Genomic DNA, 847 nt, shown 5'->3' with positions numbered 1-847 from the left:
GTAAGTCGAGGGATCCGTACGAAGTCGCGGCGTGGCGGTGGTCGATAACTGAAGAGGTCTCCGGTATCTGGTTCTGCGACCAAGCAAGAACTTCATACCGGAGACCTCGTGCCCAGGGTAGCGGTGACGAGGCGGCATGACCTGACCGACAGGCGGTGGGCTGTTCTGGCTCCGCTGTTGCCTGCCGCGCCGGCGACAGGTCGTCCGCCGAAGTGGGAGAAACGGCAGCTCATCGACGGGATCCGGTGGCGGATCGGTGCTCCATGGCGGGACGTCCCGGCCGAGTACGCGCCCTGGCAGACGATCTACGGCCTGTTCCGCCGCTGGCAGCGTGACGGAACCTGGGACAAGATCCTGTCCGCGTTGCAGGCGGCCGGTGACGCGCAGGACCGGATCGCCTGGACGGTGAGCGTGGACTCGATGACCAGCCGCGCCCACCAGCACGCCGCCGGCGCCCGCACCGACGGCCATCTGCAGAAGGAAACACCCGGCGGTGTGCACGACGAACCCGCCGACCACGTGCTGGGCCGGTCCCGCGGCGGGCTGACCACCAAAACTCATCTGGCCTGCGAGCAGGGACAGAAGGTTCTCTCCCTGACCGTGACCGCCGGGCACCGTGGAGACAGCCCGCAGTTCATCCCCGTCCTGCGCCGCATCCGCGTGGCCCGCCTCGGTGTCGGCCGGCCCCGCACCTGCCCCGACCTGGTCCTGGCCGACAAGGCCTACACCAGCCGCGGCAACCGCAGATACCTGCGCTCACGCGGGATCAAGGCCTGCATCCCCAGCAAGAAAGACCAGGACGCCCACCGCAAGGCCAAAGGCTCCAACGGTGGCCGCCCACCCGCGT

At 68.7% G+C, this 847-nt stretch carries 1 protein-coding gene; it reads left to right on the top strand.

The genetic code is table 11. The features are described 5' to 3' along the window. Nucleotides 1-108: 108 nt before the first annotated feature. Nucleotides 109-847 (top strand): IS5 family transposase (locus tag ACVCAH_RS37985; RefSeq protein WP_447141030.1); only part of this gene is annotated, 739 nt, incomplete at its 3' end.

Source organism: Micromonospora sp. LZ34, from assembly GCF_052981855.1.
The sequence above is the reverse complement of the archived record's forward strand: the minus strand, read 5'-3'. Positions and strand labels throughout refer to the sequence as shown.